This window comes from Amycolatopsis sp. NPDC023774, from assembly GCF_040639695.1.
GTDB lineage: Bacteria > Actinomycetota > Actinomycetes > Mycobacteriales > Pseudonocardiaceae > Amycolatopsis.
In genome coordinates this window covers 42,669-66,047 of sequence record NZ_JBFAAJ010000024.1, presented here as the reverse complement: position 1 = coordinate 66,047, position 23,379 = coordinate 42,669, and the positions used below count along the sequence as shown (strand labels likewise).

Here is a 23,379-nt window from a genome sequence, read left to right as displayed (position 1 = left end):
CTCATAACACGCGGAGACCACAATTGTTTCGACGAGGTCGTCGCCTGTAACGGGCTGAACCTCGATGTCGCGGGATGCCACGTACCTGGTCTGGTCGCGCCGGACGAGGCCGGTCAGGCGACGCCGCGACGGGTACTGCTCGGCTGCCGAGGCCGGTCGCGGCGCCCTGGAGACCCCCCAGTCGGGCCGGCACCCCAGGTGGGGTGATGGATCGCCGATGGTCGCGATCTTCAGGAGGCCGGCAGCTTTCGCGGGCCGTGTCCCAGCGGGTGGTGCGCGCGACCCTCTGTGGGAGTTCGAAATGTGCCAGTTCGGTGCTCTGGACGATCTGCTGGCCCGGTAGAAAGGGACAGGTATGCAAGTCACGAGACAACGCAGAGAAGGCTCGCGAGCCCGGTTCGGGCTCTCGCGCCAGAACGGCCCACGGCTCCGCATCGTGCTGGCCGGTCTGGCCGGTGTCCTCACGATCGGCACGGGAGTGGCCGCCGCCACCACAGCGCCGCTGGGCGACAACCAGGTCGGTACGCAGTACCGCAACGGGTTGCAGGTCTCCGACAACCAACTCATCAACCCGATCGGCGCCCGGTTGATGACCCAGTTCGGCAAGTTCATGGGCTCGACGGTCAGCCCCGACGGACGGTTCCTCGCGGCGAGCAGCACCGACAAGTCGGTCGCTCTGCAGGTCTTCGACCTGAAGAACTACAAGCTGATCTGGACCGTGGGCACCGCGTCCGCGGCCAACCAGAAGCTCTCCGACGGCTCCGTCGGACAAGAGGGGCCGACCTACTCGCCGGATGGCAAGTTCCTCTGGCTGCCCGAGCAGGACGCCATCACCCGGTTCCCGGTCAACGCCGACGGCACCCTCGGCACGCCGACCCGCTTCCCGATCCCGACGTCGGGCACCCACCTTTCGGGTAACGACCGCAGTACGGTGGCCAACTCCGCGCTGGTCGGCCAGCTCAAGTACTCGCCTGACGGCGCCACCCTGTACGCCGCGCTCAACGGGCAGAACACGGTCGTGGCGCTCAACCCCACCACCGGTGCAGTCGAGCGGAGCTGGCACGTCGGTATCGCGCCGCGCGAACTCACCTTCGTGGGCGGAAAGCTCTACGTCAGCAACGAGGGTGGCCGCCAGGCCCAGGCCGGCGACACCACCATGGACTCGTACGGCACCCAGGTGCCCGCCAACGGCTACACCGGCGCCTCGACGACCGGCACGGTCAGTGTCATCAACACTGCGAACCCAGCGGCGGCGGTCGGATCGATCGCGGTCGGGTTGCACCCCACCGCGATGTATGTCAGGAACAACGCGTTGTTCATCGCCAACACCAACAGCGACACCGTCTCGGTCGTCGACACCACCAAGGGTCAGGTCGTGCAGACGATCGACACCAAGCCGTGGCCGTCGTCCAATGTCGGCTATGAGCCCACCGGCATCGCGCTGACCGCCGACGGGCACCTGCTGGTGACCCTCGGCCGGGCGAACGCTGTCGCGGTCTACCGCTACGACGGCACGCCGCAGCAGCCGGTGAGCTACATCGGCCTGCTGCCGACGGACTACTACCCGTCGGACGTGGCGACGGTCGGCGGCCAGATCGTGGTCACCAACACCCGCGGTGTCGACGCGCTCGGCCCGGCCATCACGACGTCCAAGGGACCGGGCACCGTCCCGGTGACCGGCCACGGCACGCACAGCACCACCGCGTCGCTGACCCGCTTCACCATGCCGAGCGACAAGGACATCGCGGGCAAGTACACCGACACGGTTTTCGCCCAGAACGGCTGGGGCAAGAACGACGTCCGGCAGTCCAACGGCGGCAAAGCGGCGGCCGTGCCGGTGCCGGCGCGGATCGGCGATCCGTCGACGATCAAGCACGTCTTCCTGATCATCAATGAGAACCGCACCTACGACCAGATCCTCGGCGACATGAAACGGGGCAACGGTGACCCGGCCCTGACGCAGTTCGGTGCGAAGACCACGCCGAACCAGCACGCGCTGGCCACGCAGTTCGGGCTCTACGACAACACCTACGACCCCGCGACGAACTCCGCCGAGGGCCACAACTGGCTCATGGAGGGTGACAACCCCGAGTACACCGAATCCTCGGCCGGTGAGTACCAGCGCAGCTACGACACCGAAGAGGACGTCCTCGGTCACCAGCGTGCCGGGTTCCTGTGGACCGGGGTCGAGGACGCCGGCAAGACGGCCAGGAACTACGGCGAGTTCGAGTACATGGAGGGCAGGCCCTCCGGCAGTTGGCAGCAGTACTACTGCGCGGCCACGAGCGTCCAGAACGGTGGCGATGCCGGCCAGCTGACCGCCCCCGCGCTGAAGGGCAACTACGGCTCGGCGATCCCGTCGTTGAACGCGATCGCTGACCCGCAGTCCCCGCCGTTCGACCTGTCGATCCCGGACGTCTACCGCGCCCAGCTGTGGAAGCAGGACTTCGAGAAGAACGGTCCGGCCAACTTCAACATGGTGTGGCTCTCCAGCGACCACACCGGCGGGCCGACCACTTCGGAGTCGGGCGTGGCCGACGGCGACCTCGCCATCGGCCAGATCGTCGACACGATCTCGCACAGCCAGTACTGGAAGGACTCGGCCATCTTCGTGGTCGACGACGACAGCCAGGACGGTGCCGACCACGTCGACGGACACCGCGCCCCGGTCCAGGTCATCAGCCCGTACGCAGTGCATGGCAAGACCGTGAGCACCTACTACTCGCAGATCAACATGGTCCGCACCATCGAGCAGATGCTCGGCGCGCAGCCGCTCAACGAGAAGCTCGCCGCGGCCACGCCGATGTTCGACGCCTTCACCAATAAGCCCGACTACACGCCGTTCACCACGGTGCGGAACCAAGTTCCGCTCACCGAGGGCATCGCCACCGCGCCGTCGTGCGGTCTCGACACCCTGGGCCAGACGGGCACCGCGGCGGCCGCGCTGAACAAGGCGGAGGCTCAGAAGGTCGCGGTACCGGCGGACATGCAGGCCACCGCCGCAGCGTGGCAGACCTGGCTCGCCGGCCAGCACACCACCGGCAACGGTGCGATCCCGGACTACTCGAACCCCGAGCAGATGAACCGCTACACCTGGTACCAGACCCACCAATGGAAGACGCCCTACCCGGGCGACACGAAGATCTACCCACCCAACCAGGTGCCCGGCGCCTACCTCCCCGGCCCCGACACCAACTGACGAGTCAGCATTGACAACTCGACAGCAGCACGACGCGACGGCCCGCCGGGATTCCGGCGGGCCGTCCGCGTTCCACCTTGGGGTGTACCAAGAATCTTGGACCGGGCCTCTGGTTTGAGAGGATGAGTGTATGCCCGAGCAGCGTCGGAGGTTCAGTGCGCAGTTCAAGGCTGAGGCTGTGCAGATGGTGATCGAGACCGGTAAGTCGGTGGCTGAGGTGGCCCGCGATCTGGAGATCAACGCGGGCACGCTGGCCAACTGGGTCAACGCGTGGCGGCGGGAGAACCCGGGACCTGAGCGGCCGGTGAGCCCGTCCGAACGTGCCCGGGTGGCGGAGATGGAAGACGAGGTCCGCCGGTTGCGGATGGAAAACGAGTTCCTGAAAAAAGCCGCGGCCTTCTTCGCGCGGACGTCGCAGTAGCCGAGCGCTGCGCCGTCATCGACGCGGAGAAGGCCCACTATCCGATCGCGTGGATGTGCCGGCTGCTCGGGGGCCCACCAGCCACAACACGGTCATGAGGCTGCGGCGCGTTCACGGATCTCCACCGCTGTCTCGAGCATCTGCCCAGTGCTCGTGAACCAGTCCTGCAGATTCAGATCCACGATGAGCTCGTCCGCGCCCGCCTCGGCGGCCGTGTGGATGTCGTCCATGATCTGGTCGAGAGTGCCGACGAACGCCGAGCGGTCAGCTCCGGCTGGACGGTCGGTGAAGGTCACGTTCCCCACCACGACCATCTCCATCCGGCTCGTGTCCCGGCCATACCCGGCAGCCATTTCCCGGATCCGGTCCCAGCTTGCGCGCAATTCCGCGGCCCCGGCCGGCCCCGGTGTGCTGAGCAGCGGCAGCCAGCCGTCCGCACGCTGGGCAATGCGCCGCACAGCCCTGGAACTGGTGCTGCGGCCCAGGTTGGCGCCACCGCCGCCCAGCATCACGGGGATTTTCGAGGCGGGCTTAGGCAGGACCGAGGCGTTGTCGATGACGACGCGAGGCCCCCGGAACGACACCGGGTCCGGCCCCCACACGGCAGCGAAGACGTCCAGCGTCTCGTCGAGGAAGCGTCCGCGATCCGCTCGGCTGGTGCCAGCGGCCTGGAATTCGTCGCTGGACCAGCCGGTGCTCATCCCGGCGACCACGCGACCGCCACTGATTTGGTCGATCGTGGCCAGGGCCTTCGCCAGCTGGACGGGAGTGTGGAGTGGCGCGACCAGAACGGAGGTACCGAGGCGCACCTTCTCGGTCGCCACCGCCGCGGCCGTGAGGACTGCCAAGGGGTCCGCAGCCTGCCGCGAGGACTCCGGCCACGGCACGTTCGGCGGGGCATACGGTTCGACAGGCGTCTCCGGGAAGAGCAGCCGTTCGTACACCCACAAACTGGCGTAGCCAGCCGCCTCCGCCGTCCTGGCGGCTTCGACCACGTCATGTTGCAGGTCCACGCCCAGCCTCTGGGGCAACCGAAGTCCGAGTTTCATTGCTTCTCCGTCGTAATCGTTGGGGTGTGGCGACACGGCAGGATGGGACTCCTACCGCGACATCGGGCTGCCGCGGCGTGACTTCCGCCGCGCTCAGCCCATCCGTGAGTCTTGAACACTCACACCAATGTGAAGGTCAAGGCGAAGACTTGAGCACATGAGAATTGGGGAATTCGCGAAGCGGACCGGCACATCCCGTCGGCTGCTGCCCTGCCTGGACAAGCCGCACACCATCTACGCGCCCTACGTAACACCGGAAATGATTGCCACGCTGCAACACGAACAAGCCCGGCTGACCGAACGCGTCGAATGCCTGGCCCGCAACAGAGACGCCATCGCCCACGACCTCGACACCGTCCTCACCGTCACGTCAGCGAACACAGAAAACATGGCCACGACATGATCTGACGTGGCGTCTCGCCGGCGGTGGGTCACCTGACGCCGACGACGACCGGGGACGCCAGCCATGTGCCATTCGCCACGCCAACGGCCGGCCAGCAACACGACCTCAGACCTACGCAAGATCGAAGGCTGCTCGTGAAAGGTGCACGTCTGCAGCGACCGCCGGGGCCATCACCCCGACAGTTGATCCGAGGACCACGGTCGCGGCGAGCGCGAGGCGGGCCAGAGGCGGATCCCGGCGAATAAGATCTACTCGTTGACGCGCCGTGCGGCTGCGTCCGCGCTCGCCCCCTTGGCGCATAGTGGCGCGGCCGGTTCCAGGCACCGCGCCACCGATACGCGAACGGTCAGGCGACGGGGACCCAGGTGAACCGGCCATCGGGTCGGCGTTCCGCGCGTCCGAAGACCACGTCCCCGAAGTGGTTGCCGTAGCCGATGGTGTCGGGGCGGCTCAGCTCTTCGACCAGGCGGCGACGGTGCTCGGTGGCTTCGGCTGGGTCGTGGTCGAGCGCGCAGCCCCATTCGGGGTGGGTGACCTGGATCGGCGCGTGCATTGCGTCGCCGAACGCGATGAGCCGCTGGCCGCCGCCGGTGATGGTGTACGTGGCGTGACCGAAGGTGTGTCCGACCGAGAACGATGCCCGCACGCCGGGGAAGATCTCCTTGCCGTCCTCGACCGTACGGACGCGGGGCGCGAAGGCGGCCAGACGTTCCTCGGTCGCCCCGGCCTCGGCGGCCAGGTCGCGCCGGTCCCACTCGGGGGCCGCGACGAAGTGGGTGGCGTGCGCGAACGGTGGCGCATCGGTGCCAGGCTCGGCGCTCCAGGCCCAGCCCAGGTGGTCGAGGTGCAGGTGGCTGATGGCGACCGCCTCGATCTCGCTCGGCTCGCGGCCCAGCCGCCGCAGGCCGTCCAACAGCTCACCGCCGTAGATGCTGCCAATCGTCGGGTTGGCCGGGTCGTCGGGGTAGGACTCGGGTCCGAACCCGGTGTCGATGAGTAGCGCCCGATCACCCCGCTCGACCAGCAGCCCGCCAATGGCTGCGGGCAGGAAGCCGCCGTCGTCGAGATGATCGCGATTGGCCGCCCAGTCTGCGTCGGTGGTGCCGGTCAGCCAGCCGCGCGGTTTGCACAGGCACAGCCCATCCGGGACATAGGTGATCTTCAGTTCGCCCAGGCGGAGCGAACGAACGCGCGGTGCGCTGGTCAGCCGTGCGCGGTCAAACTCGGTCGTCGTGGCCATGGTCCTGCCTCGTGATCGGAAAGGTGCCGCCGGGCGGCGACACGACTTAAGTTACAACTAGAACAGTACTAGTTGCAATTATATGAGTTGTAGTAAAGTTGGCCCGTGGCCATCGAGCGCGAGACCCGAGCCCAAGCCGACCGCCGGCCGTGAGGACTGGTCAGCGGCCTGGCCGAAGGTTGGACGGTCGGCGCGCCCGTGGGGTGCGCGGTCCTCCACGCTCCATGGGAAGGACCATTCCGTCGTCGACCCCAGGGTCGGCCGCGATCCTCCACCTGTCCAGCAAGTCCGACAAATGCCAGAAGCGGAGAATTGTGATGAAGCACATCAAGCTTGGGGACCTGGATGTCTCCCGTATCGGCCTGGGCGTGTTGTCGATGTCTTACGCCTACACGGGCGCCGGCACGGACGACGCCGAGTCGATCCGCACCATCCATCGGGCACTGGACCTGGGCGTCACTTTCCTGGACACCGCCGAGGTCTACGGCCCTTACATCAATGAGGAACTCCTGGGCACAGCGCTCCAGGGTCGCCGAGACCAGGCCGTAGTGGCGACGAAGTTCGGCATGATCTCCCACACCGGCCGGCCGGCCGGCCAGCTCGACAGCAGCCCGGCCAACATCCGCACCGCCGTCGAGGGCTCGCTCAAGCGGCTGGGCACGGACTACATCGACCTGTACTACCAGCACCGCGTCGACCCGAACACCCCCATCGAGGACACCGTCGGGACGCTGGCCGAACTGGTCACCGAGGGCAAGATCCGCCACATCGGCCTCTCGGAGGCCGGCCCGGAGACGATCCGCCGCGCCCACGCCGTGCACCCCATCGCTGCCGTCCAGTCGGAGTACTCCCTGTGGGCCCGGCATGCGGAGGAACGGGTGCTGCCGCTGCTGCGCGAGCTGAACATCGGCTTCGTGCCCTACTCACCGCTGGGACGCGGCTTCCTCACCGGGCAGATCCGCTCGACCAGCCACTTCGACAACACCGACCTGCGCAAGAACAACCCGCGCTTCACCGGCGAGAACTTCATGAACAAGAAATCTATACGCCTCTGACCTGCTGTTTTGTTGCGTTTGGCCCTCTCAGGCCGTCGTCAGGCCGTCGCGGATTCGTCCGGGGCGGCCTGGCCGGCCTTGCGGGGCGTGAACACCTTGTTGGCCGCCGCCCGCGCACGCTTGTGGCTCGACGGCACGAGGTGGGTGTAGATGCGGAGGGTGTAGCCGGGGTCGTGGTGTCCGAGGTACTCCGCTACCTCCTTGATCGACACACCTTGCGCGAGCAGCGTCGACGCGTAGAAGTGGCGCATGGCGTGCATCCCGTCGCGCCGGTCCACGTAGTCCAGCCCCGCTGTCCCGAACGCTGACTTCCACTCGTTCTTGGTGAAGTTGGCCCCTTGGGTCACGTGCCAGACCGGCTTGTTGCGGTACTTGCGGGTCCGTCGAAGCGCCCGGCTGATCAGGACCCGAACGGTCTCGGGACGGCCGCCAGGTTCGAGCCAGGGGAGCGTGAGCGTCATGGGCTCGCGCAACGACATGTGGTCGTCGACGGCGTCGAGTACGCCCGCGCCGAGCGGGACCACTCGGGTCTTGCCTCCCTTGGGCGGTGAGAAGACCGGTTGCCCGCCGATCCATCGTATTTGCCGTTGAACGTTGACGATCATCTCGTCGCGGTCGATGTCGTCTGGGCTCAAGCCGAAGATCTCCATTTGCCTCAGCCCGAGGCCGGCACCCAACGGCACGATGACGGTGTACTCCGGCGGCAGCGCGAGCTGGACCGAATGCACCCGCGATTCCGGCCACGGGATCACCTTGCGCTGCACCGGCTTCGGCCGTTTGATGCTCTTGGCCCGGCAGGGATTCGAGCGGATCTTCTTGTCGTCGGCTGCGGCTTGGAGGATCGCCGAGACCGTGTCGAAGAGGACCGCTCGGTACGAGGCCATGAGCCCGCGTCCGCCCTCGATCTTCGGCCGCTCCAGCCAGCCGAGCCAATCCCGGATGGTGTCGGTCTTCTCGACGACCTTGAGCGGCTTGTCGCCGAGGAACGGGAAGATTCCGGTCTTGAGGTGGCTGTTCACCGTCTGCCGGGTACCGGCGTCGGCTGACTGTCCTTTCTGCCATTGCGCGGTGTAGTCACGGAACTTCTCGGCGCCTGACTCCGGCGTGATGTACTCGCCGGTCAGCACGTCGTGTTGCATCGCGGTCAGGAAGGCGCGTGCTTTGCTCAGCTGCTTGTCGGCGAAAGCCTTCGAGCGCTCGTTGCCTTCCGGGTCGTAGTACCGGACCTTGTAACGCTCGCCTTTGCCGAAGAGTTCGGTCTTCTCCCTGACGGGATGACCTTTGGCGTTGAAGACAAACTTGCCGTTCTCATCCTTCTTCTGCCGCCACCAGCGATCCTGTACGTGCCCCTTCATGTCACCTCCTGGTTATCGGGGCGACGACCGATCCCCGTGCCTCTTGTCCGAGACACGGGGAAGGCCGTCGCCGGGGTGTGCGGCTATGCCGCTTCTGCTGATTCGTCGAGCGTCTTGAGCCATCGACGCACCGCGTCAGGGTCGTACCTGACGTGCTTTCCGATCTTCATCCACGACGGGCCGTAGCCCTTGAAACGCCAGTCGCGCAAGGTCTTCGCCGGGATGCCGAGGAATGTCGCGAGGATGTCGGGCGACCACAGGCCCTCGACACTCACCACCTTGACTTGTGCTTCCATCGAGCCCCCTTCCGTCATGCGGCCTCCCGAGTTGCCGAAGTTTCTGGCGGTCCGGCCGCCGCCAGTAGTGCCCGGTCGTATTCGGCCTTCCACGTGATGCGTTCGGCGATCGCGTGCATGACCAGGTGCGGTCGGGGTGGTACGTGCGGGTCGCCGGAGTCGACCTTGCGCCAGACGAGCCGGGCCGGGTCCGGTTGTGGTTTCTCGATCCCGACGGCGGCGAGCGCCTGAATGACGAACGCCTTGCGGTCGGCTTTGTGGTCCACGAGCGTCTTACCCGACCACTTGCGCGACACCAGGACCCGCCGACCGGGCAGGCCGAGGGTGGTCCGCCGGTGCGCGCGTCCCTTGCAGTAGCCCGGGGTGGTCTTGCCGGTGGCGCCCTTGGGCTGGATCCCGTAGAGCAGCCAGACCGCGCACCGGGGCGAGCACGGGGTGACGGCCAGCTCGGCGTGCAGCCGGTCGTGGTGCTCGGCCAGCGCCGCCGTGTCGGCCTCGACCACTTCGCCGGTCGACTTGGTCAGGTACTTGGTGAGGTAGCCGATGTGGCGGCCGGCCTCTTCAGTCCCGCCCAAGATGCCCTTGGAGTGCACCTGACGCCCGAAGGTCACCACGTGCGCCGGGTCCTCGACCTGGTCGACCGCGTCAACCCAGGACACGAGTGGTTCCCGGGTGTCGGGGTCGACAAATCCACGTTCCGGCCCATCCCAGGCCGGGAGCCGGTCGGTGTAGACGACGTGGTCGTGTTTCGGCCACCAGACCTGGTGATAGGTGGCCTCGGTGACCTGCCGGATCACGTCGTGCGGCACCGATCCCCGGATAGCCGCGTGCAGGTGCGGCGCGGTCCGCTTCTGCGGCTCGACCGTGGCGAAGTACTGCACGTCCCAGCCGACGACGCGGCGCAGGTTCTGCCACCACCGATCGACAAGTGCCGAGAAGTGCACCGCGTCCCGAGCCGCCCGCCGGTAGTCATAGGCGGTCGGATTGACCGGGGCACCATCACCGCGGACTGGGCCGTAGGTGTCGCACGTGAGGGTGACGAACATCGACGGCCGGAACTTGCCCGCGTACTCCCTTCCGACGGTGGTTTTGGCGACCTTCCGGCGAGGCAGGTTCGGCGTGTCCTGTCGCCGCTTCGTCGACCGCTTCACCACCTTCCGAGTGGGCAGTTCGACCCCCGGCAGCCGACCCCGGACGCCGAGTTGCCGAAGTTCCTCATCCACGCCCCGGATTTCCTCGCGCACCTCCTCCGCTTCGGCCGGGTCCTGGTCGACGACGTCGCGGTACGCCGCCACCAGGTCCGCGCGGAACGTCAACAGCTCCGTCTGGTCCTCGGTGGGTTCCGCCGGGGTGAGGTCGGGTTCTGCGGTCATGTGCCAGCCCTCGCGGCACTGGACTTGCCGCAACGCCTTCGCCTTGCGGGCGCACGGCAGGCACACCGATTCCACGGTGGACCCGCACGGCACGGGGACGTAGCGGATTTCTCCGGTGTCCTGGTCGCCGACCTCCATCGTGAACGGCCGCACGCACACTCCGTGCTTCTCCGCCGTCGCCCGAATCACGTCATCGGCCAGGGGCGCCCGCATCCGCTCCGCACGTGTCTCGCTCATCAGGCAGCCACCTCCCCAGGAGCCGCCCAACCCCGCAGCAGGTAGACCGGCATCGATTGCTTGGCCCCGGCCGGGAGGTCCGGGAACGTGCTCGGGTCGAACGGGACCGCCCCGTAGACCCGCATCGGAATCCCGCACGGGGTCCGACCGGTGATCGACAGGTGCACCGACACGCCGTCGCTCACGCGCCATACCGTCGCGGTGACGTCATCGAGGGTGCTCGCCCACACCAGCAGCGCACGGGCGACCTCGGGCAGCCCGTCCACGTCCAGTTGAACCGTGATCGGCCTCGACCACGCGGTGACGTCAAGCGACGCGACCGGCGGCAGCTGGTGCACGTCGAGGTGGTCACGGATGGCGTCGAGGAAGATCATCAGCGAGTTCACGCCGCCACCCCCTCCCCGCCGGAGGCACGACGCCGGTCGGCGAGGTTCACCACGCCGCCGTTCGTGACGTAGTGCTCCAGTGCCTTGACGGTCTCGTCCGACACCCAGCCCGCGCGCACCCGCAGCGGCTCACGAATGCCCTCGCCCCACACGTAGCCCACGCCGGCCTCGGAGTCCCCGATGCGATTCGCCCAGGCGCCCCGCTCGTAAGCTCCGTCGCCGAGGACCATGCCGACGTGGGTCTTGGAGGTGACCCGCAGGCACACGCGCCGGGTGAACAGCTCGCGCACCGGAACGGTGTCCTTCGTCGGTTCCTGCACATAGCCCCGAACCGAGAGGCCCAACGCCCGCCCTTGCGTGTTGAGGACCGCGACGTGTTCCACAATGGACTCGCGGGTCTTGCGGTCGGTGTACCGCGTGAGTGCTCCGATCTCGTCGAACTCCAGGAGCTCCAGCGGGTACGCCGTCGAAATCGGGACGTCGCGGGTCACCCCGGCGAACTCGCGTTTGCGCTTCTCCAGTTCGTCCCGCAGGCTCTCCAGCAGCTCCAGGGTTTCCTTACCCGTCACGGCGTAGCGCGCGAAGATTCGGCGTCCGTAAGCGAGTTCCATGCCCTTCGGGTCGACACCGGACACCCGCACCACGCCGGAACGGATGGCCGAAGCCGCGGAGACCAGCGGGCACCACATGACCGAGTTCTTGCCCGCGCCGCTCGCCCCGGCGACCAATGTGTGGGAGCCAGGACCGGCCAGCGGCAACAGCCACGGCTTGCCGTACTCCGTGGTCCCCGCGAACACCTTGCGCAGGTCAACGCCGGTCCCGTCTGCGGTAACCAGGTCAGGCAACGGCAGACACCGCACCGGCGACGAGAGCAGATCCCGGCGCATGAAGTCCAGCGACACGACGTCGGGCGCGATCTCTCGCACCTGCACACGCGTGACCTTGCGCGCGGTGGCCAACGCGCGGGCAGCGTCGTCGAAGTCCTCGGGCTTCTGCCCCGCGACGAGCTGAATGCGCACCTCATCCCAGGACGCCCCCGAACGGACCCGCAGGACCTTCGGCACCGCTACGCCGGCCTGATGACGAGCCTTCGCCACGGCCTCCCGCTTGCGCCGCCGCGACACCAGGTTCACGGTCACGTCCACAGGGATGGCCTCGTCGCGGATCGACAGGCCACAGGCGTGAAGCCAGTCCGGAAGCTTCCGGCCGTAGACGGCCCAACGCAGCCACCAGGAGCGCAGCCAGCGGCCGCACCAGCGATCGAAACCCTCGACGTTCAGGTATCGCCACACCAGAGCCGTCAGCCCGAGCGTGCCGCCGACGACAACGAGCGAGAGCCAGCCCCACCAGAGCCACCACGCCGTCAGGGCGAGCACCGCGAGGCAGGAGCGCCAGCGGGTCACCAGTTGCCTAACAACCCAGGCGACAGCACGGACCAACGCCCAAACGGCGATGCCGACGACCGCAAGCGCCGCCAGGGTCTCCGCGATGGCCGCGAACGCCCGACCAAGCTTCGCCAGCAGCCACAGCGCCACGGCGAGACCTCCGGTAATGAGGACGAGTGTCACCGCGTTCATCGGCGCTCACCGCCTTCGTGGCGCGAGCCGGTATCTCCGGGCAGCGTCAGGGAGAGGGCGAGCGTCCCCAGGCATGAGGAACATTCCGTTTCGCCGGGCAGCAGCCGAGCGAATCGCTTACAAGTCGCGCAACGCATCAGGGTGACCCCCGTTGACGACGACTGCGCCTTGACCGTTATGGTTTCCATTGTTCACTTCTCCAGTGGACAGACGCAGAACCGGGTGAAGGTTGGTAGCCAGAAGGCCGGTTCTGCGTTCTAACGGGACATTTTTGGACACGTGGGGACGCGTTTAACACAACACGCGTCCCCACGTGTTTTCGATTTTCTTTTGTGCGTGATCGGCGTCAGGAATTCATCGAGCCGACGGCGGAACCTCCTGTCCCGCAGGAGACTTGTCGAGGCGGAGCGCCTCTTCCCGTGCCGCGTCGGCCATCCGCTGTTCGTAGCCGACGAAGTACAGCGCCTCGTGGTGGTGCCCGCGATCGATGTCCGCGATCCGCTCGTACATCCGCTTGTTCTCCAGGTGGAACGCGATCACCGTGGACGGCGGCGCGTCCGTCGGCGGATACCGGGACTGAACCCACTGGTGGGCGCCGTACAGCGTCGTCGGGGCGTCCGAGCTGGTCCCGGGCTTAGTCTTGCGTTCCGAGGTCATCACCGCTGCGCCCTCCAGACTCGGCCGGCATCTCCGTAAGGGTTCGGAACCTCGCCGACACCGAGCGCGATCGCCTGCGCCTCGAACTCCGCCGCAGCAAGCTCGACGGCAGCCAGGCACCACCACGGAAAGCTCCGTTCTGCCAACAGATCCCGGTACGCGGCGGCGACTCTCTTCGCGGCGTAGCCGAGCTGCCCGCGCACAGCAGGGCTGCTCTCGCGGTGCTCCAGCGTGTAGAGACGCGAGTAGTCCTGATACGCCGTCGTCCAGGCGCCCACCAGGTCAGCGGGCGCGCTCGTCACGCTCTCGGTCAGCTGCACGGTCATGCGGCCTTGCTCGTGTCGTCCGAGGCCGCCGAGGAGCGCGCCGACTTGCCAGCGGACGCCGCCGTAGCCTTGAAGCCCGTCGCGCGGAACACGTACGTCTGGTATTTGAACTCCCCTTGCCCACCGACGCGAGGCTCAGCCGTGAGCCCTTCCAGCTCGATCGGCCGCATGCCCGGCAGCACCTCCGACGTCGTCGGCACCGGCTGCACGTCGGCGAGGAACGTGATCTCGAACGAAGCGCGCTTCGCCTTCTCCTCGCCGAGGTCGGTGACCGTCGCCTTCCACTGCCGCTTGCCCGTCGTCTCGTCGACGCGCTGCCTCACCGGCCGATTGGCCGCCCGATCCTCACGCGACTGGAATTCGTTGTCCGGAGCCACGTCGCCAACCATCACAAGTCCACGCGGAAACGCGTCGTCGAAGTTGATGCCGAACCTGAAACCACGCTCAATAGCCATGAGATGAACCCCTCGGTTGATGTTTAGCTCGCTTGTATGGCGTCTCGCGCCTTTTCCAACTCGGGTAACAGAACCGTCAGCGCGTCGAGGTCGATCAGCACCACAACCGGGAACGCCTTGCCGAACCGCACCTCGACGCGGTTCGCGTATGCCAGCGGCTTCACGCGAATCGGCAAGTCCGCTCCGACGTGGAGCTGCACCGTGTCACGCATGACGGACCCGTCCGCGCGCCGAACGCCCGTCAGACGAGCTGTCCCCGTCCGGTGTCACCAGCAATCCCCTTCCTTCCGCTTCGCCGGACCGACTCCGGCACGCTAGGGACCACTCTCCGCAGATCAGAGGGACATGATCACTGCACAGCAGGACTTCTAGGGACGTCCCTGGTACGGTTGAAGTCGTCCCTAGAAGTCCCGAGGAGGGCCGATGCCGAACGAACGCCTGCGTGACGCGCTCCTGCGCAACGGGTTCGACCCCGAGCAGGTGGCGAAGGCGCTCGACGTCGATCAGAAGACCGTGGAGCGCTGGATCAGCAAGGGGCGCACGCCGTACCCGAAGTACCGGCACAAGCTCGCGGCGCTCACCAAGGAGTCGGAAACCTACCTCTGGCCCGACTCAATCGCACCCGAGCGCAAGGTCGAGACGGCCACCGCCGAACTCGTGCAGGTCTTCCCGCACCGCAACGCCGTCCCCGTCGAACTCTGGGACCGCATCATCCGCGACGCGACCAGCGACATTGAGATCCTCGTGCACGCGGGCCTGTTCCTCGTCGAGCGCCCACGCTTCGTCAAGGACCTGGCGGCGAAGGCCAAGGCCGGCACGTCCATCAGGCTCATCTTCGGCGATCCCGCGGGTGATTCGGTCGCCCTCCGTGGAGAGGAGGAGCAGCTAGGTGACGGGACCCTGCCGGCCCGGATCCGGAACGCTCTCGCCTACTACAAGCCGCTGGTTGGCGTCGACAGCGTCGAGATGCGTTTCCACAACACGACGCTCTACAACTCCATCTTCCGCTTCGACGACGAGATGATCATCAACACGCACGTCTACGGCTTCCAGGGTGCACACGCGCCGTCACTTCATCTGCGCCGGCTCTCAGGCGGAGACCTCTTCGAGACCTACTCGGAGAGCTTCGAGACGGTCTGGAACCTCGCCAAGCCCGCCACCTTGTAGGAGGCACCACATGAGTCGCGTCGACTACTACAACGACCCGAACGCCCCCAAGGCCAACAGCATCGCTGTCGCGGTCTCAGCCTTCATCCAGGATGACCAAGGCCGGATCCTGATGATTCGCCGGACGGACAACGACCTGTACGCAATCCCAGGCGGCCAGCTTGAGCTGGGCGAGACTCTCGCCCAAGCTGCCGTCCGCGAGGTCCGCGAGGAGACCGGCATAGAGTGCGAGGTCACCGGCGTCATCGGCCTCTACTCCAACCCCAACCACGTGATCGCCTACGACGATGGCGAGGTCAGGCAGGAGTTCTCAATCTGCTTCCGGGCCCGTCGATTGCGAGGTGATCTACGCACCAGCAATGAAACCAAAGAGGTGGTTTGGATTCCCAAAGACCAAGTTGGCTACCTAAACGTGCACAGATCTATTTCGCTTCGTATAAGTCACGGACTAAACCGGCGGAGTGAACCTTACTTCACCTAATCGCCACTCTTTACAATCGGAGGAAACAGTCCATATCTACCCTGAGTGAGCGAGCCGCTGAAATAGATGGACGAAGATTCCGGGTCTTCAAGCGTCGGGGGGTCGATGTTTTCCACCACAACTGACTGCCCGTCAAATGCCGATTCCAAGTATGAATAAAGACCATCGACAACACTGGTCGGCATATACTCGTCTTCTTCGGTGGGAGTATTGCTTTTTAGTTTCGCTACATGTGGCGCTCGGTAGGTTACTACCGGCGAATCCAGCACAATAAATCCGGGATGTGGAAGATCTCTATCAAAGCAATACTGCGCAAACGCGGTCGTAAATCCAGAGTGCAGAACTGCCCTCATTCCTTTACCTCGCGTTGCACGAAGGCGGCCACCAACCTCAATATCAAACGATTCCAAATCGAACCGTACCGACCCGGACTCAGGCACGCCCCACGATTCCAGAATATCCCTCATTGTAGACGCAAATTCTCGTAAGGACGCCGCATCGAAAGTGGCGGCTTCTACAACGTCATTACCTTCGATCTTCCCGACCTCAGAAAGTATCCTGTCAATCGTAGCTAGTTGATCTCGAATACCCAGAATTCCTTCGACACGGGACCGAGATTCAAGGAAGGACGAAAGATCTTCCTCTAAGGGCTCCAGCCGTCTATCCAGATCACTAATCAAGTTATCGTATCGCCGTAGGTTTGCCTGTACGTCCCTTTGACGTGCGACCAGATCTGCGTGCTGCTGACGCAGATCTTCAATCGTTAAGCGGAGATCATCCCGAAGCAGTAACGTCTTAGCAACTTCTGCCTCAACGGCAACCCCCAGACTGTTCGTCTCGTCCGCCACGTGAGTGGCCAGAACCTGATGTTCGGGCTCCGCGCCACAGAAAACACAAACACCCGGTTCAAAGAGGCCAAGAATATTTCCGGCCTCGTTCACCATATCCAGCCTCGCGAGGTCTGAATCATACTGTTGCAGCAACAGGTCAAATCTGGCGATCATTACATCTATCTCAACGATTCGCGCACCATAGGCTTCATTTGACGCTGAGTATTCAGATCGCTCAGACAGAATCCTGTCCTTTTCGCGCACAACCTCCGCAACTGACGCACCTTGGGATTCCACCACGGAAATCAGCCTGATTAACTGACGGCGAAGTTCGTCAGTGGATTCTTTTGAAGTATCTTGCTTCGCGAACTCTGCGCGAGCACGTTCGAGAACCTCAATCTTTCCCTTGTTTATCTTCTTTGTTTCTGAGCCGCCTGAGGCTTGCTGAAGACCGGAGTCATCTTCGCCACGGAGTAGGGATCCAAAGATCGACCTTTCCACCGTTTGAGATGTGTACTGCCCAGTCGGCACCACAGGCGACCTAGGCGCTTGCATCCGAGTCTCGTCAATAATGCACAAGTGACAAAGATCTCGAAGGCTTAGCATCCGGGTTTTATTCTGCTTATTTGTTCGAACCTGGTAGTCGTCTAGATCAAGTTCACGAAGCAGGATACGCGAGATATTATTCAACGACTTGGGATTATGCTTTGGGCTGATCATGCGCGGCTGGACACTATGAGGGTTGTGACGGAAGTCGCCTTCGAATAGGCCGATCTGGCCTCCTGTCACGTTCCTGCGTAGAGTTATTATTCGTTCGTCCGGCAACTTTACACCGAGAAGCACATACGAATATGGTTGGAGCTCCGCAATTTGCCGCAAATTTTTGCCTGCCCCTAAGGCAAAGTCAATTGACTCCACGACAAAAGACTTACCGGTGTCCGATGCCCCGTAGATCACTGTCAAGCGTGGCGAAAACTCCACCGAAGCAGGAGAAATACCACTGCCAATGAAAGTGAGGTGCACAAGCTCAATCGCGCCCACTGTCGCCACCCCGCTGATCATCCGTGCGCAGCTCGATAAACTCCTCTGCCCAATTTGATACCAGGTTCCTGAAGCTCAAGTTATCGATCCCCAGAATTCCTGCGCTGCTGGAAGTCACCCATTCGGCACGCTCCTGCAAAAGCCTGACGTGAGAGGACTCAAGAAGGGATAAGAATCCACCAGCACCCTCTCCTGCTCGGTATTCGAGCCCAGACTCAGTTGGCACGAGCTCAACCAGTCCTGCACGCATCATTACTTGGAGTCCATCCGTCAGAGATTGGCGCTTGACGCCTATCTCGGCAGGCCGTGCTGGCGTATCGGGCATCACGCTTGAAGGGCCGCCCAAGTCTCCGCTGTGAATAAGCCCGTAGTCCAGAAGTACTAGTTGACCAATGTCGACTGATTCCGGGAAAAGGCGGCGTAGGACGATCAAGGCTCGAATGCCAACCTCGACGGGACTATTTAGTGGGTTCATCAGCCTCACCGTGACACCAAACCAGCCTATCGAGGTTTGCCAACTGATGGCATATACCTTTTCGATCTTTCATATTAGAGACATCGATAAGGACATTTGACGTCAAGGTGATATCGCTGACCTTCTGAAGGACGTTCGTCAACCTCGTCATTCCGTCAGCGTGTTCACCTTCAGCCACCTCAATTACACCTTCATAGACGTCATCCTGCAGGGCCTCGAAAGTTTTAGGTGGAACGCTGTCTCGTGCAAACAAGCGCAGAGACTCGGCGCTATAAAACAATTCACGCTGCCTGCGAAAATGATCAGCAGCTTTCCCGTTGTGTAACGCTTCAGATAAGCCGGTAATTGATTGGTCGTACTTCTCTTTGTATACTTCGACTAATTGCTGGACGTACTTTGCCTCAGAATCTGCGATCTGGGCGGGCGGCGGCACTGCGTCTGGGCGATCAGGCAATGGCCCGCCGAACCTAGCAACGTGATACGGAGTCTGACTATGAACTTTGACTAGATCGTCCAATGAAGTTGACTCAATAAAGGAAAAGTCGACCGAGGAAACAAATTCTGCTATCTTGGATATTTCGACAGCATTGAGACCACTGCATGCCGGCTTATCAGGCGCCAGTTGGGCAATGAACTTTGTCTTAAGGTCCGACGGCTTCCGGAGCAGCCGTTCAAGCAACATGCCGCACCCCTGAGGGGCCATCAACAAGTACCTTCTCGGCAGGGCATATTCACCCCGAATGACGTGGTGGAACACCTTGACAAGCTCCGGCCAGATGTCCGAGGGCACCAGGGCATCCTTATAGTGCTTGCATTGGAAACAGTCCCAATCGCCTTCAAACCCTTGGCTTGTGACAAACCCGGCGACATCGACGCCTTGGTCGTTCGGGCCACCTAGTCTTCGCACGGCATGGTAGGCGACCTTCAATCCGACAGCCCATTCGCGAACAAATTCTTCCCAGTCGTCCGGACTGTAGAAATATATATGCTGACGAGGAGTAAGCCTTGGTCCACTCGTCATGGTCGCTGTAGTCAGAATAAGCGATCTAGCGGGCGGAGTCTCAATTTCAGACGAATCTACTCCTGCGAGTGCGGAGCGGTGACCCTCTCCCGCCCTAGTCCCCCCTGAAGTCACTTGTCCTCCGCTGCCGCTGAATCACCCAGAACCTCTCTTTATACCAGCAGTAGTGCGACGCTGCACTACTTCGTTTCGTTCTGTTATCGTTGCCGAACTTGGCTCTATGGGATCAAGGCGCCGCCGACGGCGGCGGGGGGTTGCGCGGCGTTCGGCGGGTCCGCCCGGTGCGACACGGACGGCCTGCCGCTCCGCTCCGGCCGCCGGTCGCGGGGCGGCCCGCCGGGGGTGCCGGCTGGGGCAGCGCCGCCGTCAACGGCGAGTGATCCAAAGACGCGCATGCGGGCAAAGTCGCCCGAGCGGTCCAGACCGTTACAGGCCGGTCGTCACCCGTGGCAGCCCGCTTCCTCGTCGGCGATCGTTTAACACCGTCTCGACGCCATCAAGGGCGCCTGACGGCGTCGCTGCGCGATGGTCGCAAGCGCCCACCCTTGACGGCGTCGAGACGGTGCTAAAGGCGGCAGGGACGAGGATGACGGGTTAGCCTGGCCGCCACTCAGAGGGCGGGCAGGACGACGAGGGCCAGGCCGTCACCAGGCCGTCAGGCGTCAAGATCGGCCCGGACGCGACCGGACCCAACCGAAGCAAACGAGCAGGTCAGAGGCGGTTCGCGCACGAACGTCCCCAGGCCCACGGACCGCCTGGATAGTTCAAGCGCAACTTGCGTATCGCTGACGAGGTCCAAGCCATTGCCGCCGAAGCGAGTGTCACCCCGGCACAAATCGCACTGGCCTGGCTGCTGAGCCGGGGCGACTTCATCGCCCCCATCCCCGGCACCAAACGCGTGGCACGCGTTGAGGAGAACACCGCCGCCGACGCCCTCGAATTGACCGCGGAACAGATCGAGAAGCTCGACAACCTTCCCCCAGCCGTCGGTGAAACCCACGACGAAGCCGCCAAGCGCCTGCTGGAGCGTTAATCCCAGCCTGGCAACCGGAGGCGCCAAGGCACAGCAGGCCGAGCAGGCACTGCTGCGCCTTGGTCATCGTGTACTCCTCGACGGCTGCGGGGACACGCATTCGCGAACCTTGCTGCGCACGTACGGGCGGGCATCACCGATGCGCGATACCCGGAGTCGGAAGCTGCAGCTCGGCCAGGGGGCCGCGGCGATTGGGGAACCATTGGCGATCGGCGTTGAGCTGCACCTTTTCGCTGGCACCAGTTTCGCCGTAGCGGCGGTTGGTATCAGCGTCGACCTTGCGGGGGCGGGAGCTGAGGTAGACGACCGGCGCGCAGTCGCTGCCGTCGAGGTAAGCGTGCAGTTGCCTGTCGACGGTGGTACGGCCGATGGTGAAAGCCTCGGTGATCTCGCCAGGGCGTGCGCGCCCGAGCCTTACATCTCCTGCGCCTGGCCCAGTTGCCGCTACGACGACGCCGCAGGCCGCCCACCGACACGGCCACAGGTCGGCGCGGCCACAGTCCCATCCACATCGCTCTCGACGATCACTTCCCAAGTCGAGCTCGGGCAGGGCCGCGCGAAAGTGTCCTCGTCGTTTACGGCACGCGGAGTTAACGAACGCGCAGTGCGCTGGCCAGCCATGTGCGGCCGAAATCGGTCGTCGTGGCCATGGTCCGCGTGCTCCGAAAGGTGCCGCCGGGCGGGGGCATGGGAAGAAAGTTACAACTAGAACAGCCGTAGTTGCAATCATCTGAACGGTAGTAAACTTGTGTCGTGGCCACAAAGCGCGAGACCCGAGTCCAAGCCGACCGCCTGCTATGTGGGCTGGTCAACGGCCTGGCCAATCACATCGAAGCCCACGTTCGCAGCCGGGCGGCCACCCTCGGCCTGACCGCCTCGCAGGGCACCGCGCTTGCCGAGCTGACCCGCCCTCTGACCCTGCGCGAACTCGCCGAGCGGATGAGCTGCGAGCCCTCGAACGTGACCTTCGTCGCCGACCGGCTCGAAGAGCAAGGCTACCTCGAACGCCATCCCCACCCCGACGACCGCCGCGCCAAGCAGCTCGTCCTGACCCCCAAGGGCACCGAACTGCGCGGACGCCTCCTCGAGCTGCTCTCCGAGGGCTCCCCCCTGACCCCGCTGTCTTCCGAAGAGAAGGACACCCTGCAGCAACTCCTCACCCGCGCCCTCATCCGCTGACCCGCCCGCCTGAACATCTCCGGATCGACCTTGCCCTTCCCGGCCGCGCAGTCCAACGCAGCCTTGGAGATTTCGCTAGGAACGCGCGGGAATCGACCCTCTACCGGAAACCCTTCAGGATTGGGCTGAAGCCCGGCGGCGTCACGCCGGTCACTCTGGTCGCCAGCTCCCAGTCGCCGTCCAGCAACGTCCACCCGGCGATCAGTTCTTCGGTTTTCCACTCGCGACGCATCCCAGCCACCCTCCCCCGACCGATCCTCGAAAGCGAGGAACACGATCGTGCGGCGGTCCGCCGCTACGACCCGCTATCAACGATCCGTGACGGTTCGAACCGCAACGTGATCTACCTCGTCGCTACGTTGTGGCTTGGACACCTTTCGGGAGTAGGACACCAAATCGGCTCCGGTGTGACGGGTCCGTCTGCGGTGACCAAGCCGCGAATGTGCTGATTGATCGCAGCCGGGCAGCGCCGGCTGCCGCCCCGGCATCACCAAACACCGCTGCCTAGTGGCGGACGAACCTGACGATGCGCCAGATCGGCCCGCTGTTCGGGGCATCGCACTCCGCGCCGCACCGGTGGAAGCGACACGATCGGCCCGCTGCTGGCGCTGGCGCCGGTCCGCACGCGCCGATCGACTCGGTCGCGATCGTCGACGGCACCTGGTGCCCACGCGGAATCACCGGCTGGCGGCACCGTCGAAAAACTACCGGTACTCAGGCGTTCGTGCAGATCGCGATCGACGCCGACACCCGGCCGGTGATCGCCACCGGCGACGCACATCCCGGCAACCGCAACGACTGCACCGTCTACCGCGACTCCGACATCGAGCAGGAACTGACGGGGCGGCCCGGTGATCGCCGACGGCGGCTACCAATGCAACGTCGAGGTGATCATCCCCTCCTGTAAACCCCGCGACAGCCATGATCTGCCCGACTGGCAGAAAAACTCAACACCGGCCACCGCAAATCCGCGCCCGCGCCGAACACCCCCTGGCCCAGACGAAATGCCGGAAAACCCTGCGCGACTACCGCCGCACGCTCAACGACACCATGACCGGCATCGCCCACCTGCACAACACCCACCTCACCGACTGATCCACAACACAAACCCCACCCACCACAACACCAGTTACGAGACATCCCTTAGTGGTCGGTAACCGGTGTCGAACGGCGCCCCGCACCCAACGAGCGGAGCGGGACGTCTTCGCGTGCTTGTCCAAACCGGACAACTCGTTCGCGGTCAGGCTTGGTGTAGGTCTCGTTGGCACCAGTGGTGCGCGTGCGACTGGTCGTTGAACGCGTCGACTTCGGTGAAGCCGGCGGTTTCGGAGAAGCGCCGGGCATTCGACGAGTGCCTTGTTCGTCTCCAGCCGCAGCGTGTGAAGGCCGCGGGTGGCGGCCTCCTGTGCCAGGTGATCGAGCAGCCGAGGCCCCGGACGGTCTCGAAGACCCACATCCGTTTGATCTCGGCGATTCCGGTGTCGGCGTGGAGTTTGAGGGCGCCGCAGCCCACCGGAGAGCCCTGCCGTGCCGCGACCAGCAGCAGCCCCGAGGGCAAGGTCATCTCGTCGTTGCCGGCGGAAATGCTCTGCGCCGGATCGAAGCCGGCCTCGAAACGACGGCCGAGCTCCTCGAAGTAGGACCGCAGGCAGTACCTGGCGTCCGGGCTGCGCGGATCGATGATCTCGATGCGCACGAGCGATGCGACGACCAGCTTCTCGACGTCGGCCATGGCCGCCAGAAGGCGTTCTCGCTGCGCTGCCGGCAACGGCTCCAGCATCGATGCGGCGAGCTCGTCCGACGCCCGGTCGAGCAGCTCGCGCTCGGCGAGGCCCGCGACCGTGAGCCCCGCTGTGCGCACCCGCCCGTCGCGACCTCCGGGATCGGAGGTCACCAGTCCCTGCGCCTCCAGGATGCGCAGCTACCGGCTCACCTAGCCGGAGTCCGGCCCCAGACGGGTGCGCAGGTGCCGGACTTCCGACCCGTCCGGCCCGATCTCCCACAGTAGCCTCGAGAGCCCGAGCGAACGTTCGCGCGACAGGTACGCGTCCTCCAGTGCCCCCACGCGCTGGGTGACGACCCGGTTGAACCGCCGGACAGCTCCGATCTGCTCCCCCATTCTC

General features: G+C 64.6%; 24 protein-coding genes and 2 pseudogenes. 9 read left to right on the top strand and 17 right to left on the bottom strand.

What is annotated here, in order from left to right; genetic code table 11:
- The first annotated feature begins 355 nt into the window (after positions 1 to 355).
- A complete protein-coding gene (locus AB0F91_RS34945) occupies positions 356 to 3,199 on the top strand; it encodes an alkaline phosphatase family protein (protein WP_360604594.1) in 2,844 nt (947 codons plus the stop codon).
- 130 nt (positions 3,200 to 3,329) lie between these two features.
- Positions 3,330 to 3,620, top strand: a complete 291-nt coding sequence (locus AB0F91_RS34940; protein WP_360604592.1) for a transposase — start codon at positions 3,330 to 3,332, stop codon at positions 3,618 to 3,620.
- Between the two features lie 92 nt (positions 3,621 to 3,712).
- On the opposite strand, the gene AB0F91_RS34935 is transcribed toward AB0F91_RS34940, so the two are convergent.
- Entirely contained in the window at positions 3,713 to 4,669 is a 957-nt protein-coding gene (locus AB0F91_RS34935; RefSeq protein ID WP_360604590.1) for a TIGR03619 family F420-dependent LLM class oxidoreductase, read from the bottom strand.
- A gap of 157 nt (positions 4,670 to 4,826) precedes the next feature.
- Between AB0F91_RS34935 and AB0F91_RS34930 the strand changes: the two genes are divergently transcribed.
- Positions 4,827 to 5,072: a hypothetical protein gene (locus AB0F91_RS34930; RefSeq protein WP_360604588.1), complete on the top strand. Its 246-nt coding sequence runs from the start codon at positions 4,827 to 4,829 to the stop codon at positions 5,070 to 5,072.
- Between the two features lie 346 nt (positions 5,073 to 5,418).
- Here the strand turns inward: AB0F91_RS34930 and AB0F91_RS34925 are convergent, their stop codons facing one another.
- Positions 5,419 to 6,312, bottom strand: coding sequence for an MBL fold metallo-hydrolase (locus AB0F91_RS34925; protein WP_360604586.1), 894 nt, complete (start codon positions 6,310 to 6,312; stop codon positions 5,419 to 5,421).
- A 317-nt stretch (positions 6,313 to 6,629) separates the two neighbouring features.
- Between AB0F91_RS34925 and AB0F91_RS34920 the strand changes: the two are divergent.
- Positions 6,630 to 7,340, top strand: a pseudogene (locus AB0F91_RS34920) (aldo/keto reductase); the annotation flags it as partial.
- A gap of 65 nt (positions 7,341 to 7,405) precedes the next feature.
- Here the strand turns inward: AB0F91_RS34920 and AB0F91_RS34915 are convergent.
- The 9 genes from AB0F91_RS34915 to AB0F91_RS34875 all read right to left on the bottom strand — a co-directional run bounded on the left by AB0F91_RS34915 (position 7,406) and on the right by AB0F91_RS34875 (position 14,241).
- On the bottom strand, positions 7,406 to 8,722 hold the full coding sequence (locus tag AB0F91_RS34915) for a site-specific integrase (RefSeq protein ID WP_360604584.1): 1,317 nt from the start codon (positions 8,720 to 8,722) through the stop codon (positions 7,406 to 7,408).
- A gap of 83 nt (positions 8,723 to 8,805) precedes the next feature.
- The gene (locus AB0F91_RS34910; RefSeq protein ID WP_360604582.1) at positions 8,806 to 9,036 is read right to left on the bottom strand and encodes a helix-turn-helix domain-containing protein; all 231 of its coding nucleotides are present in this window, start codon (positions 9,034 to 9,036) and stop codon (positions 8,806 to 8,808) included.
- Complete coding sequence (locus AB0F91_RS34905) at positions 9,033 to 10,628, bottom strand: replication initiator (protein WP_360604580.1); 1,596 nt, start codon at positions 10,626 to 10,628, stop codon at positions 9,033 to 9,035. Before AB0F91_RS34905 ends, AB0F91_RS34910 begins: the two co-directional genes overlap by 4 nt.
- On the bottom strand, positions 10,628 to 11,014 hold the full coding sequence (locus tag AB0F91_RS34900) for a hypothetical protein (RefSeq protein ID WP_360604578.1): 387 nt from the start codon (positions 11,012 to 11,014) through the stop codon (positions 10,628 to 10,630). Before AB0F91_RS34900 ends, AB0F91_RS34905 begins: the two co-directional genes overlap by 1 nt.
- The gene (locus tag AB0F91_RS34895) at positions 11,011 to 12,591 is read right to left on the bottom strand and encodes an FtsK/SpoIIIE domain-containing protein (protein ID WP_360604576.1); all 1,581 of its coding nucleotides are present in this window, start codon (positions 12,589 to 12,591) and stop codon (positions 11,011 to 11,013) included. The genes AB0F91_RS34900 and AB0F91_RS34895 overlap by 4 nt, the downstream gene beginning before the upstream one ends.
- Before the next feature lie 354 nt (positions 12,592 to 12,945).
- On the bottom strand, positions 12,946 to 13,248 hold the full coding sequence (locus AB0F91_RS34890) for an AMED_5909 family protein (RefSeq protein ID WP_360604574.1): 303 nt from the start codon (positions 13,246 to 13,248) through the stop codon (positions 12,946 to 12,948).
- Positions 13,248 to 13,574 (bottom strand): hypothetical protein, encoded by a 327-nt coding sequence (locus AB0F91_RS34885; protein ID WP_360604572.1) that lies wholly within the window; start codon positions 13,572 to 13,574, stop codon positions 13,248 to 13,250. The genes AB0F91_RS34890 and AB0F91_RS34885 overlap by 1 nt, the downstream gene beginning before the upstream one ends.
- On the bottom strand, positions 13,571 to 14,029 hold the full coding sequence (locus AB0F91_RS34880) for a hypothetical protein (RefSeq protein ID WP_360604570.1): 459 nt from the start codon (positions 14,027 to 14,029) through the stop codon (positions 13,571 to 13,573). The genes AB0F91_RS34885 and AB0F91_RS34880 overlap by 4 nt, the downstream gene beginning before the upstream one ends.
- Before the next feature lie 23 nt (positions 14,030 to 14,052).
- The gene (locus AB0F91_RS34875; RefSeq protein WP_360604568.1) at positions 14,053 to 14,241 is read right to left on the bottom strand and encodes a hypothetical protein; all 189 of its coding nucleotides are present in this window, start codon (positions 14,239 to 14,241) and stop codon (positions 14,053 to 14,055) included.
- A gap of 211 nt (positions 14,242 to 14,452) precedes the next feature.
- Between AB0F91_RS34875 and AB0F91_RS34870 the strand changes: the two genes are divergently transcribed.
- Positions 14,453 to 15,196: a DUF5919 domain-containing protein gene (locus AB0F91_RS34870; protein ID WP_360604566.1), complete on the top strand. Its 744-nt coding sequence runs from the start codon at positions 14,453 to 14,455 to the stop codon at positions 15,194 to 15,196.
- A 10-nt stretch (positions 15,197 to 15,206) separates the two neighbouring features.
- Positions 15,207 to 15,677, top strand: a complete 471-nt coding sequence (locus AB0F91_RS34865; protein WP_360604564.1) for an NUDIX domain-containing protein — start codon at positions 15,207 to 15,209, stop codon at positions 15,675 to 15,677.
- Here AB0F91_RS34865 and AB0F91_RS34860 read toward each other — a convergent pair.
- The 3 genes from AB0F91_RS34860 to AB0F91_RS34850 are packed head-to-tail and all read right to left on the bottom strand — an operon-like array spanning position 15,674 to position 19,044.
- Positions 15,674 to 17,569, bottom strand: a complete 1,896-nt coding sequence (locus AB0F91_RS34860) for a hypothetical protein (protein ID WP_360604562.1) — start codon at positions 17,567 to 17,569, stop codon at positions 15,674 to 15,676. The genes AB0F91_RS34865 and AB0F91_RS34860 overlap by 4 nt on opposite strands.
- A complete protein-coding gene (locus AB0F91_RS34855) occupies positions 17,535 to 18,023 on the bottom strand; it encodes an ABC-three component system middle component 2 (protein WP_360604703.1) in 489 nt (162 codons plus the stop codon). The genes AB0F91_RS34860 and AB0F91_RS34855 overlap by 35 nt, the downstream gene beginning before the upstream one ends.
- Positions 18,007 to 19,044 (bottom strand): ABC-three component system protein, encoded by a 1,038-nt coding sequence (locus AB0F91_RS34850; protein ID WP_360604560.1) that lies wholly within the window; start codon positions 19,042 to 19,044, stop codon positions 18,007 to 18,009. The genes AB0F91_RS34855 and AB0F91_RS34850 overlap by 17 nt, the downstream gene beginning before the upstream one ends.
- 775 nt (positions 19,045 to 19,819) lie before the next feature.
- Between AB0F91_RS34850 and AB0F91_RS34845 the strand changes: the two genes are divergently transcribed.
- Positions 19,820 to 20,077 (top strand): aldo/keto reductase, encoded by a 258-nt coding sequence (locus AB0F91_RS34845; RefSeq protein WP_360604558.1) that lies wholly within the window; start codon positions 19,820 to 19,822, stop codon positions 20,075 to 20,077.
- A 753-nt stretch (positions 20,078 to 20,830) separates the two neighbouring features.
- Positions 20,831 to 21,256, top strand: coding sequence for a MarR family transcriptional regulator (locus AB0F91_RS34840; RefSeq protein WP_360604556.1), 426 nt, complete (start codon positions 20,831 to 20,833; stop codon positions 21,254 to 21,256).
- Positions 21,257 to 21,356: 100 nt separating this feature from the next.
- Here the strand turns inward: AB0F91_RS34840 and AB0F91_RS34835 are convergent, their stop codons facing one another.
- Positions 21,357 to 21,488 carry a hypothetical protein gene (locus tag AB0F91_RS34835; RefSeq protein WP_360604554.1) on the bottom strand — a complete coding sequence of 44 codons (132 nt, stop codon included), beginning with the start codon at positions 21,486 to 21,488 and terminating at the stop codon, positions 21,357 to 21,359.
- A gap of 276 nt (positions 21,489 to 21,764) precedes the next feature.
- Here AB0F91_RS34835 and AB0F91_RS34830 point away from each other — a divergent pair.
- Positions 21,765 to 22,351: pseudogene (locus AB0F91_RS34830) on the top strand (transposase); the annotation flags it as partial.
- A 145-nt stretch (positions 22,352 to 22,496) separates the two neighbouring features.
- On the opposite strand, the gene AB0F91_RS34825 reads toward AB0F91_RS34830, so the two are convergent.
- Together AB0F91_RS34825 and AB0F91_RS34820 are read right to left on the bottom strand one after the other, a co-directional pair.
- The gene (locus AB0F91_RS34825; protein ID WP_360604552.1) at positions 22,497 to 23,117 is read right to left on the bottom strand and encodes a GNAT family N-acetyltransferase; all 621 of its coding nucleotides are present in this window, start codon (positions 23,115 to 23,117) and stop codon (positions 22,497 to 22,499) included.
- A 72-nt stretch (positions 23,118 to 23,189) separates the two neighbouring features.
- Positions 23,190 to 23,375: a hypothetical protein gene (locus AB0F91_RS34820; RefSeq protein ID WP_360604550.1), complete on the bottom strand. Its 186-nt coding sequence runs from the start codon at positions 23,373 to 23,375 to the stop codon at positions 23,190 to 23,192.
- Positions 23,376 to 23,379: the final 4 nt, after the last annotated feature.

Excerpts from the sequence above, each read along its gene's own strand:
- AB0F91_RS34945 (WP_360604594.1), top strand. The coding sequence starts at position 356 with ATGCAAGTCACGAGACAACGCAGAGAAGGCTCGCGAGCCCGGTTCGGG.
- AB0F91_RS34940 (WP_360604592.1), top strand. The coding sequence starts at position 3,330 with ATGCCCGAGCAGCGTCGGAGGTTCAGTGCGCAGTTCAAGGCTGAGGCT.
- AB0F91_RS34935 (WP_360604590.1), bottom strand. The coding sequence starts at position 4,669 with ATGAAACTCGGACTTCGGTTGCCCCAGAGGCTGGGCGTGGACCTGCAA.
- AB0F91_RS34930 (WP_360604588.1), top strand. The coding sequence starts at position 4,827 with ATGAGAATTGGGGAATTCGCGAAGCGGACCGGCACATCCCGTCGGCTG.
- AB0F91_RS34925 (WP_360604586.1), bottom strand. The coding sequence starts at position 6,312 with ATGGCCACGACGACCGAGTTTGACCGCGCACGGCTGACCAGCGCACCG.
- AB0F91_RS34915 (WP_360604584.1), bottom strand. The coding sequence starts at position 8,722 with ATGAAGGGGCACGTACAGGATCGCTGGTGGCGGCAGAAGAAGGATGAG.
- AB0F91_RS34910 (WP_360604582.1), bottom strand. The coding sequence starts at position 9,036 with ATGACGGAAGGGGGCTCGATGGAAGCACAAGTCAAGGTGGTGAGTGTC.
- AB0F91_RS34905 (WP_360604580.1), bottom strand. The coding sequence starts at position 10,628 with ATGAGCGAGACACGTGCGGAGCGGATGCGGGCGCCCCTGGCCGATGAC.
- AB0F91_RS34895 (WP_360604576.1), bottom strand. The coding sequence starts at position 12,591 with ATGAACGCGGTGACACTCGTCCTCATTACCGGAGGTCTCGCCGTGGCG.
- AB0F91_RS34890 (WP_360604574.1), bottom strand. The coding sequence starts at position 13,248 with ATGACCTCGGAACGCAAGACTAAGCCCGGGACCAGCTCGGACGCCCCG.
- AB0F91_RS34885 (WP_360604572.1), bottom strand. The coding sequence starts at position 13,574 with ATGACCGTGCAGCTGACCGAGAGCGTGACGAGCGCGCCCGCTGACCTG.
- AB0F91_RS34880 (WP_360604570.1), bottom strand. The coding sequence starts at position 14,029 with ATGGCTATTGAGCGTGGTTTCAGGTTCGGCATCAACTTCGACGACGCG.
- AB0F91_RS34875 (WP_360604568.1), bottom strand. The coding sequence starts at position 14,241 with ATGCGTGACACGGTGCAGCTCCACGTCGGAGCGGACTTGCCGATTCGC.
- AB0F91_RS34870 (WP_360604566.1), top strand. The coding sequence starts at position 14,453 with ATGCCGAACGAACGCCTGCGTGACGCGCTCCTGCGCAACGGGTTCGAC.
- AB0F91_RS34865 (WP_360604564.1), top strand. The coding sequence starts at position 15,207 with ATGAGTCGCGTCGACTACTACAACGACCCGAACGCCCCCAAGGCCAAC.
- AB0F91_RS34860 (WP_360604562.1), bottom strand. The coding sequence starts at position 17,569 with ATGATCAGCGGGGTGGCGACAGTGGGCGCGATTGAGCTTGTGCACCTC.
- AB0F91_RS34855 (WP_360604703.1), bottom strand. The coding sequence starts at position 18,023 with ATGAACCCACTAAATAGTCCCGTCGAGGTTGGCATTCGAGCCTTGATC.
- AB0F91_RS34850 (WP_360604560.1), bottom strand. The coding sequence starts at position 19,044 with ATGACGAGTGGACCAAGGCTTACTCCTCGTCAGCATATATATTTCTAC.
- AB0F91_RS34835 (WP_360604554.1), bottom strand. The coding sequence starts at position 21,488 with ATGCGTCGCGAGTGGAAAACCGAAGAACTGATCGCCGGGTGGACGTTG.
- AB0F91_RS34820 (WP_360604550.1), bottom strand. The coding sequence starts at position 23,375 with ATGGGGGAGCAGATCGGAGCTGTCCGGCGGTTCAACCGGGTCGTCACC.